The sequence below is a fragment of the Streptomyces viridosporus genome (genome assembly GCF_002078235.1).
GTDB classification, from domain to species: Bacteria; Actinomycetota; Actinomycetes; order Streptomycetales; family Streptomycetaceae; genus Streptomyces; species Streptomyces viridosporus.
This window is the reverse complement of sequence record NZ_MSGP01000433.1, coordinates 1-8355: the sequence shown is the minus strand read 5'-3', so window position 1 is coordinate 8355 and position 8355 is coordinate 1. Positions and strand designations below refer to the sequence as shown.

The window sequence follows — 8355 nt, the reverse complement described above, 5'->3', positions numbered from 1 at the left end:
GTCCTGGGGTGACGCCGCGGCCCCGTCGTCCGCCGCGGCGTCACCCCAGGACCGGCCGAGCACGGCAGTGAAGGAGATCCCGCATGATCCAGGACCCGCGCACCGGAACCGGCCGGCGCTCCGGTGCACTCGACTGGCTGCTCGACGACATGGTGCTGCGCGTCGGCGACGTGCGGCACGCCGTGGTGCTGTCCGACGACGGACTCGCCGTGGGCGCCTCCGGCGGCCTCGACCGCGAGGACGCCGAGCACCTGGCGGCGGTCGCCTCCGGCTTCCACAGCCTCGCCAAGGGCGCGGGCCGGCACTTCGGGGCCGGCGGAGTGCGTCGGACCATGGTCGAGATGGACGACGGCTTCCTGTTCGTGGCCGCCGCCGGAGACGGCTCCTGCCTCGCCCTCCTCACCGCCGTGACCGCCGACATCGGCCTGGTGGCCTACGAGACGGCACGGCTGGTCAAACGCGTCGGCGAGCACCTCCGCACCCCGCCGCGCGTCGACGCGCGGCCCCCCGTCGCCCGATGAGGCGAGGAAGCGGTCCGAGCAGATGACCGAACACACGACGGGCGCTCCGCACGAGCGGGGCGGCCACTGGTACGACCGGGAAGCCGGGCCCCTCGTCCGGCCGTACGCCATGACCGGCGGACGCACCAGACCCGGCCCCGGCGGAGCGCGTTTCGACCTGATCGCCCTCGTCACCCTGCTTCCGGGCGCGCCCGGCACCGACGACCCGGCGCTCGGGCCGGAACACCGCGCGCTGATCGACCTGTGTCGCCCGGAGACGCAGTCGGTCGCCGAACTCGCCGCGGGCGCGGACCTGCCCGTCGGCGTGGTCCGGGTGCTCCTCGGCGACCTGCTGGAACGCGGCAGCGTCACCGTCAGCCTCCCGGTGCCGCCCGCTCACCTGCCCGACGAACGCGTTCTCCGGGAGGTGGTCCGAGGGCTGCGGGCGCTGTAGCGGCCCCGCGCCCGGCACCCGGACGCCGCCGCGCGGCGGCGCCTCCCGGACCCGCGGCACACCCGTCCCCCCTGCCGACCGCGGCCGGCACTCCAGAGAGAAGTGATCGATGGTCCCCGAACACCCCGAACGCCCCGAACACCCCGACGCCCCGGACGCCGAGACGGCCGCGCTGGCGCTGAAGATACTGGTCGCCGGCGGGTTCGGCGCCGGCAAGACCACCCTGGTGGGCGCGGTCAGCGAGATCCGGCCGCTGCGCACCGAGGAACTGCTGAGCGAGGCGGGCCGGTCGGTGGACGACACCGACGGCGTCGACCGGAAGGTCACCACGACCGTCGCCATGGACTTCGGGCGCATCACCATCCGGTCCGGGCTCTCCCTGTACCTCTTCGGCACGCCGGGACAGGACCGCTTCTGGTTCCTGTGGGACGAGCTGGCGCAGGGCGCCCTGGGCGCCGTGGTCCTCACCGACACCCGGCGCCTGGAGGACTGCTTCCCGGCGGTGGACTACTTCGAGCACCGGCGCATCCCCTTCGTGGTCGCCGTCAACTGCTTCGAGGGAGCCAGGCGCCACGACGCGCGGAGCGTGTACCGGGCGCTCGACCTGGACGCGGGCACGCCCGTCGTGCTGTGCGACGCGCGCGAGCGCGACTCGGGGAAGGAGGTGCTGATCCGGCTCGTCGAGTACGCCGGGCGGATGCACACCGCCCGGCTGCTGGACTCGGTGGGGTGACCGCGGGACCCGCCGCCCCGCGGCCGGGTCTCAGTCCGCGACGCCCTTCTCCGACAGGACCTTCTCGACCGTGACGCGGACGAGGAGTTCGCCGGGCACGCCGTTGCGGGCCCCGAACTCCTCGGCGCGGTCCTCGCCCATGTACCGCGCGCCGATCCGGGCGGCCCAGTGCCGGAGCTCCCCGGGGTCCTGCGAGAGCCGTGCCCGGCCGTGCAGCATCACGTAGGCGAACGGCGGACGGTCGTCGTCCACGCAGAGGGCGACCCGCCCGTCACGGGCCAGATTGCGCCCCTTCACGGTCCGCTCGCCGGTGTTGAACACCACCTCGTCGCCGTCGAGCAGGAACCAGACCGGGGCCACGTGCGGGCTTCCGTCGACGCGGACGGTGCAGAGTTTGGCGGTGCGGGTCCCGCGCGAGACGAACTCCCGCCATTCTTCGTCGGTCATCTTCTGTCCCATGGCTCCCATTCTTCTTGCCCGGCGCCCGGTCGTGGGGAAGGCTGGCGCGGGGACCCTCCCGCCAGGAGGGGACGGCAGGCGGGGAAAGCCACGGGGAAGAACACGGGGAGATTCACGACATGGCGCAGAACCAGGGACTCGACTGGCTGCTGGACGACCTGACCCAGCGCGTCGAACACGTACGGCACGCGCTGGTCCTGTCCAACGACGGACTGGTGACGGGCGCGAGCACGGGGCTGCGCCGGGAGGACGCGGAGCACCTCGCCGCCGTGTCGTCCGGACTGCACAGCCTCGCCAAGGGCTCGGGACGGCACTTCGGCGCGGGCGGGGTGCGCCAGACGATGGTCGAGTTTGACGACGCGGTGCTCTTCGTCACCGCGGCCGGCACCGGCAGCTGCCTGTGTGTCCTCAGCGGCGCCGAGGCCGACATCGGCCAGATCGGGTACGAGATGACGCTTCTGGTCAACCGGGTCGGCGAGCATCTGGACGTGGACACCCGCCGGCCGGACCCCGATCCCTTCACCGAGCTCTGACCTGCGCACACGTCATGCCCCGTGGGGTTGTCCACAGGCCTGTCGCGGACCGTGACGGAGCGGCTACGTTCTTTCCGGACGGACGCACACGGCGCCGGCCGCCCACACTCCACGGGGGAGACGAGCATGTCCGGACACCGCACCCTCACGCACGACGTCACCGCCGCGGCCACCGCCGAACAGGCCGCGGCAGCGCGCGGATCCCGGGCCACGACCGGTCGCACGCCCCCCGGTGGTGGAGGGGGCCGGTGGGTCGGCCGGGCCGGGAGCGAGCGGCTCCCCGGTCGCGGGCGGAGCCGACCCGGCTGACGGAAGGGGCACGGGAGCGCCGTCCGGCACCCCGCTCCGTCCCGTGCCGTTGCGCTCCGGCCCGGAGGGCTCCCCGCGGACCCGGGGCACACCGCGGGTGCCGCGGCCTGTCCGGGCCGGCGGCGCCGCGGGAACCGGTGGCCTACAGCGCCCGGAACAACCCCTCCTGGACGACGGACACCAGCAGGCGACCGCGCAGGTCGTAGATCCGCCCGCGGGCCAGCCCCCGCCCGCCCGTGGCGATCGGCGACTCCTGGTCGTACAGGAACCACTCGTCCGCGCGGAACGGGCGGTGGAACCACATGGCGTGGTCCAGCGACGCCATGTCGAAGCCGCGCGGGCCCCACAGCGGTTCCACCGGGATCCGGACGGCGTCCAGAAGGGTCATGTCGCTGGCGTAGGTCAGGGCGCAGGTGTGCACCAGCGGATCGTCGCCGAGCGGACCGACCGCGCGCATCCACACCGCGCTGCGCGGCTCGGCCCCCTTGACCTCGTCCGGGTCCCAGCGCAGCCGGTCCGCATAGCGGATGTCGAAGGGCTGGCGGCGGGCCATGCGCTCCAACTGCTCCGGCAGCGCGCCCAGATGCGCACGGATCTCGTCCGCGACCGTCGGCAGCGACTCCGGGTCCGGCACCTCACGGGCCGGCGGCAGCTGGTGCTCGAAGCTCCCCTGTTCGGGCTTGTGGAAGGAGGCGGTGAGATTGAAGATCGTGCGGCCCTGCTGCACCGCGGTGACCCGGCGGGTGGTGAACGACCGTCCGTCCCGCACCCGTTCGACCTGGTACACGATCGGCACCCCGGGCCGGCCCGGGCGCAGGAAGTACGCGTGCAGCGAGTGCACGGGGCGGTCGCCCTCCGTGGTGCGGCCGGCGGCGACCAGCGCCTGGCCGGCCACCTGGCCGCCGAAGACCCGTTGCAGCGACTCCTGCGGGCTGCGGCCACGGAAGATGTCGACCTCGATCTGCTCCAGGTCGAGCAGGTCCACGAGCCTCTCGGCCGGGTTCGTCATGGGTAGGACTCTCCTGTGCTCACAACTGGCCGACATCGGTGACGCGGACGACGGCGCGGCCCTCCGCGTCGGAGGCCGTGAGGTCGACCTCGGCGCTGATGCCCCAGTCGTGGTCGCCGTTCGGATCGTCGAAGATCTGCCGGACCCGCCACAGCCCGTCGTCCGGCTCCTCCTCGATCAGCAGCAGCTTCGGACCGCGCGCGTCGGGGCCGGTACCGAGCTCCTCGTACTCGTCCCAGTACTTGTCCATCGCCTCGCCCCAGGCGTCCGCGTCCCAGCCCGACTCGGCGTCCAGCTCGCCCAGCTCCTCCACCTGGTCGAGCGCGGCCAGCTCGACGCGGCGGAACAGGGCGTTGCGGACCAGGACGCGGAAGGCGCGCGCGTTGGCGGTGACCGGCTTGACCTGGTCCGCCTTCTCCTGCGCCTCCTCGGCGGTCATCTCCTCCGGGTTGGCCAGCTGCTCCCACTCGTCCAGCAGGCTGGAGTCGACCTGGCGCACCGTCTCGCCCAGCCAGGCGATCAGGTCCTGGAGGTCCTCGGACTTGAGGTCGTCGGGGATGGTGTGGTCCAGGGCCTTGTAGGCGCCGGCGAGGTAGCGCAGCACGATGCCCTCGGTGCGCGCCAGCTCGTAGAAGGACACCAACTCCGTGAAGGACATCGCCCGTTCGTACATGTCCCGCACCACGGACTTCGGCGACAGCGGATGGTCGCCGACCCAGGGGTGGCTCTTGCGGTAGGTGTTGTACGCGTGGAAGAGCAGTTCCTCCAGCGGCTTCGGGTGGGTGATGTCCTGGAGGCGCTCCATGCGCTCCTCGTACTCCACCCCGTCCGCCTTCATCGCGGCGACCGCCTCGCCGCGCGCCTTGTTCTGCTGGGCGGCGAGGATCTGGCGCGGGTCGTCCAGGGTGGACTCCACCACGGACACCATGTCCAGGGCGTACGACGGCGACTCGGGGTCCAGCAGCTCGAACGCCGCCAGCGCGAAGGTGGACAGCGGCTGGTTCAGCGCGAAGTCCTGCTGGAGGTCCACGGTGAGGCGGACGACGCGGCCCTCGGCGTCCGGCCGGTCGAGCTTCTCGACGATGCCGCCGTCCAGCAGCGAACGGTAGATGGCGATCGCCCGCCGGATGTGCCGCAGCTGCTGCTTGCGCGGCTCGTGGTTGTCCTCCAGCAGCCGGCGCATCGCCTCGAAGGCGTTGCCGGGCCGGGCGATCACCGACAGCAGCATCGCGTGCGTCACCCGGAAACGGGACGTCAGCGGCTCCGGCTCGGATCCGATGAGCTTCTCGAAGGTCTGCTCGGTCCATCCGACGAAGCCCTCGGGCGCCTTCTTGCGCACGACCTTCCGCCGCTTCTTCGGGTCGTCCCCGGCCTTGGCGAGCGCCTTCTCGTTCTCGATGACGTGCTCGGGCGCCTGGGCGACGACGAAGCCCTCCGTGTCGAACCCGGCGCGTCCGGCGCGGCCCGCGATCTGGTGGAACTCACGGGCCCGCAGCGTGCGCACGCGGTTGCCGTCGTACTTGGTCAGGGCCGTGAACAGCACCGTGCGGATGGGGACGTTGACGCCCACGCCGAGCGTGTCGGTACCGCAGATGACCTTCAGCAGCCCGGCCTGCGCGAGTTTCTCCACCAGGCGCCGGTACTTGGGCAGCATGCCGGCGTGGTGCACGCCGATGCCGTGGCGGACGTAGCGGGAGAGGTTGCGGCCGAACTTGGTGGTGAAGCGGAAGTTGCCGATCAGCTCGGCGATCCGGTCCTTCTCCTCGCGCGTGCACATGTTGATGCTCATCAGCGCCTGCGCCCGCTCCACCGCCTGCGCCTGCGTGAAGTGCACGATGTAGACCGGGGCCTGCCGGGACTCCAGCAGGTCGGCGAGCGTCTCGGTGAGCGGCGTGTACCGGTACTCGTAGGACAGCGGCACGGGCCGGGTGGCCGAGCGGACCACCGCCGTGGGGCGGTCGGTGCGGCGGGTGAGGTCCTTCTCGAAGAAGGAGACGTCGCCGAGCGTCGCCGACATCAGCACGAACTGCGCCTGCGGAAGCTCCAGCAGCGGGATCTGCCAGGCCCAGCCGCGGTCCGGCTCCGCGTAGAAGTGGAACTCGTCCATCACGACCTGGCCGACGTCGGCGTCCTTGCCGTCGCGCAGCGCGATCGACGCCAGTACCTCGGCGGTGCAGCAGATGACCGGGGCGTCGGCGTTGACGGACGCGTCACCGGTGAGCATGCCGACGTTCTCCGTGCCGAAGACCTTGCACAGCTCGAAGAACTTCTCCGACACCAGCGCCTTGATGGGGGCCGTGTAGAAGGTGACCTCGTCGCGGGCCAGAGCGGCGAAGTGGGCGCCCGCGGCGATCATGCTCTTGCCGGAGCCGGTGGGCGTCGACACGATCACGTTCGCCCCGGAGACCACCTCGATCAGCGCCTCCTCCTGGTGGGGGTAGAGCGTGAGACCGCGTTCCCGGGCCCAGGACTCGAAGGCTTCGTACAGGGCGTCGGGGTCGGCGGTCGGCGGCAGCTGATCGATGAGGGTCACACCCCCCATCTTGCCTGTCCTTCCGCCCGATGCGGGAATCGAATGCGGCCACGAAGATCGCGAACGCTACGCTGTGTCGTCGGCGGAGCGTCAATGCACCCGGTCAACTGGACAGCGGCCGAAGAGGAATGGGGCGGGCAACGGCGATGATGGGACCAGCACACTCACTGTCGGGCGCTGCGGCCTGGCTCGGTGTCGGAGCGGCGACGGCCGCCGCCGGGCACCCGATGCCCTGGCCGGTCCTCCTGGTCGGCGCCCTGATCTGCGCCGGTGCCGCGCTCGCCCCGGACCTGGACCACAAGGCGGCCACCATCTCCCGGTCCTTCGGACCGCTGTCCCGCTGGCTGTGCGAGGTCGTCGACAAACTGTCCTACGCCGTCTACAAGGCCACGAAGAAGCCGGGCGACCCGCGTCGCACCGGCGGGCACCGCACGCTCACGCACACCTGGCTGTGGGCCGTGCTGATCGGTTCCGGCACCGCGCTGCTGGCGATCACGGGGGGCCGCTGGGCGGTGCTGGCGATCCTCTTCGCCCACATGGTGCTGGCCATCGAGGGCCTGCTGTGGCGGGCGACCCGGGGCTCCAGCAGTGATGTCCTGGTGTGGCTCCTGGCGGCGACCAGCGCCTGGATCCTCGCCGACATCCTGGACCAGCCGGGCAACGGCTCCGGCTGGCTGTTCACCGCGCCGGGCCAGGAGTACCTGTGGCTGGGCCTGCCGATCGTCCTGGGCGCGCTGGTGCACGACCTCGGGGACGCGCTGACCGTCTCCGGCTGCCCGATCCTGTGGCCCATACCGGTGGGCCGCAAGCGCTGGTACCCGGTCGGCCCGCCGAAGGCCATGCGGTTCCGGGCGGGCAGCTGGGTCGAGCTCAAGGTGCTGATGCCGGCGTTCATGCTGCTGGGCGGCGTGGGCTGCGCGGTGGCGCTCAACGTGGTCTGAGGGCGGCGACACGGCCCGGCCCGCCGCCGTCGGCTCAGCCGGACCCCTCGCCGCCGTACCGGCGCTCGAACCGGGCGACGCGGCCCTCCGTGTCCACCGTCCGGGCCTTGCCCGTGTAGAACGGGTGGCTCTCCGAGGAGATCTCCACGTCCACCACCGGGTAGGTCTCGCCGTCGTCCCACTCGATGGTCTGGCTGCTCGTGGCCGTGGACCGGGTGAGGAAGGCGTAACCGGCGGCGCGGTCGCGGAAGACGACGGGGTGGTAGTCGGGGTGCTTGTCCTTCTGCATGGATGCTCCCTGTATGGATGCTCCTCGGGCGACTCGGTCGGACGCGACGACGGGGGGACGGAGGGTCAGCCGGGCAGGGTGTCCTCGTCGACGACGTGCATGGCGGCCTCCTCGGCGGAGGCGGCCGCGCCGTCGATGCCGACGTCGAGCGCGACCAGGGCCTCCTCCTCGTCCTCGTGCGCCCCCTCGTCGGGGGCCACGAGCCGACCGGAGCGTGCGGCGCCGACCTCGTTGTCCAGGAGTTCGCCGTCGGTGCCCTCGGAATCGCCGAGACCGTCCCCGTCGGGGGCGGCGGGATCCGGCAGTTCCTCGGCGAGCCGCTGGTCCAGCGTCTCGCCCTCGTGGCGCTCCGCCGCCGTCACGCCGTGGTGCTCCACGGCCCAGGGCCGCTCGGGAGGGGACCAGCCCCGGTCGAGGGGGTCGCTGACGCCGTCGTCCACCAGGGTGTCCTCGGCGTCGAGCAGTCCGGCGTCGTCCTGGATGTCGGACGCGTCGGGCTGGTAGACGTCGTCTCCCCAACCGTCGGCGCTTTTCACGGGTACCTCCTGGGGGTGGGGGCGGGCCCGTTCCCGCCGCGGCCCGTACGGGCCGCCAC

Annotated in this window: 10 protein-coding genes; 5 read left to right on the top strand and 5 right to left on the bottom strand. The window is 72.3% G+C overall.

The window, feature by feature from the left end; genetic code table 11:
• Positions 1-83 precede the first annotated feature (83 nt).
• From B7L92_RS28150 to B7L92_RS28140, 3 genes are all read left to right on the top strand, one after another.
• Positions 84-521 (top strand): roadblock/LC7 domain-containing protein, encoded by a 438-nt coding sequence (locus B7L92_RS28150; protein ID WP_081240183.1) that lies wholly within the window; start codon positions 84-86, stop codon positions 519-521.
• Positions 522-543: 22 nt separating this feature from the next.
• Positions 544-954, top strand: a complete 411-nt coding sequence (locus B7L92_RS28145; RefSeq protein WP_081240182.1) for a DUF742 domain-containing protein — start codon at positions 544-546, stop codon at positions 952-954.
• Between the two features lie 109 nt (positions 955-1063).
• Entirely contained in the window at positions 1064-1687 is a 624-nt protein-coding gene (locus tag B7L92_RS28140; protein ID WP_081240179.1) for a GTP-binding protein, read from the top strand.
• A 30-nt stretch (positions 1688-1717) separates the two neighbouring features.
• Here B7L92_RS28140 and B7L92_RS28135 read toward each other — a convergent pair whose 3' ends face one another.
• A complete protein-coding gene (locus B7L92_RS28135) occupies positions 1718-2146 on the bottom strand; it encodes a PPOX class F420-dependent oxidoreductase (RefSeq protein WP_081240177.1) in 429 nt (142 codons plus the stop codon).
• 119 nt (positions 2147-2265) lie between these two features.
• Between B7L92_RS28135 and B7L92_RS28130 the strand changes: the two genes are divergently transcribed.
• On the top strand, positions 2266-2679 hold the full coding sequence (locus B7L92_RS28130) for a roadblock/LC7 domain-containing protein (RefSeq protein ID WP_004991240.1): 414 nt from the start codon (positions 2266-2268) through the stop codon (positions 2677-2679).
• Between the two features lie 451 nt (positions 2680-3130).
• Here B7L92_RS28130 and B7L92_RS28125 read toward each other — a convergent pair whose 3' ends face one another.
• Entirely contained in the window at positions 3131-3997 is an 867-nt protein-coding gene (locus B7L92_RS28125) for an acyl-CoA thioesterase (RefSeq protein ID WP_016827310.1), read from the bottom strand.
• A gap of 19 nt (positions 3998-4016) precedes the next feature.
• Positions 4017-6530, bottom strand: coding sequence for a DEAD/DEAH box helicase (locus B7L92_RS28120; protein WP_081240187.1), 2514 nt, complete (start codon positions 6528-6530; stop codon positions 4017-4019).
• 146 nt (positions 6531-6676) lie between these two features.
• On the opposite strand from B7L92_RS28120, the gene B7L92_RS28115 reads away from it, so the two are divergent.
• Positions 6677-7471: a metal-dependent hydrolase gene (locus tag B7L92_RS28115; protein WP_081240174.1), complete on the top strand. Its 795-nt coding sequence runs from the start codon at positions 6677-6679 to the stop codon at positions 7469-7471.
• Between the two features lie 34 nt (positions 7472-7505).
• Here the strand turns inward: B7L92_RS28115 and B7L92_RS28110 are convergent, their stop codons facing one another.
• Both B7L92_RS28110 and B7L92_RS28105 read right to left on the bottom strand, forming a co-directional pair.
• Positions 7506-7760 (bottom strand): type B 50S ribosomal protein L31, encoded by a 255-nt coding sequence (locus B7L92_RS28110; protein WP_081240172.1) that lies wholly within the window; start codon positions 7758-7760, stop codon positions 7506-7508.
• Positions 7761-7825: 65 nt separating this feature from the next.
• A complete protein-coding gene (locus B7L92_RS28105) occupies positions 7826-8296 on the bottom strand; it encodes a DUF5709 domain-containing protein (protein WP_081240185.1) in 471 nt (156 codons plus the stop codon).
• Positions 8297-8355: the final 59 nt, after the last annotated feature.

Excerpts from the sequence above, each read along its gene's own strand:
- B7L92_RS28150 (WP_081240183.1), top strand. The coding sequence starts at position 84 with ATGATCCAGGACCCGCGCACCGGAACCGGCCGGCGCTCCGGTGCACTC.
- B7L92_RS28145 (WP_081240182.1), top strand. The coding sequence starts at position 544 with ATGACCGAACACACGACGGGCGCTCCGCACGAGCGGGGCGGCCACTGG.
- B7L92_RS28140 (WP_081240179.1), top strand. The coding sequence starts at position 1,064 with ATGGTCCCCGAACACCCCGAACGCCCCGAACACCCCGACGCCCCGGAC.
- B7L92_RS28135 (WP_081240177.1), bottom strand. The coding sequence starts at position 2,146 with ATGGGACAGAAGATGACCGACGAAGAATGGCGGGAGTTCGTCTCGCGC.
- B7L92_RS28130 (WP_004991240.1), top strand. The coding sequence starts at position 2,266 with ATGGCGCAGAACCAGGGACTCGACTGGCTGCTGGACGACCTGACCCAG.
- B7L92_RS28125 (WP_016827310.1), bottom strand. The coding sequence starts at position 3,997 with ATGACGAACCCGGCCGAGAGGCTCGTGGACCTGCTCGACCTGGAGCAG.
- B7L92_RS28115 (WP_081240174.1), top strand. The coding sequence starts at position 6,677 with ATGATGGGACCAGCACACTCACTGTCGGGCGCTGCGGCCTGGCTCGGT.
- B7L92_RS28110 (WP_081240172.1), bottom strand. The coding sequence starts at position 7,760 with ATGCAGAAGGACAAGCACCCCGACTACCACCCCGTCGTCTTCCGCGAC.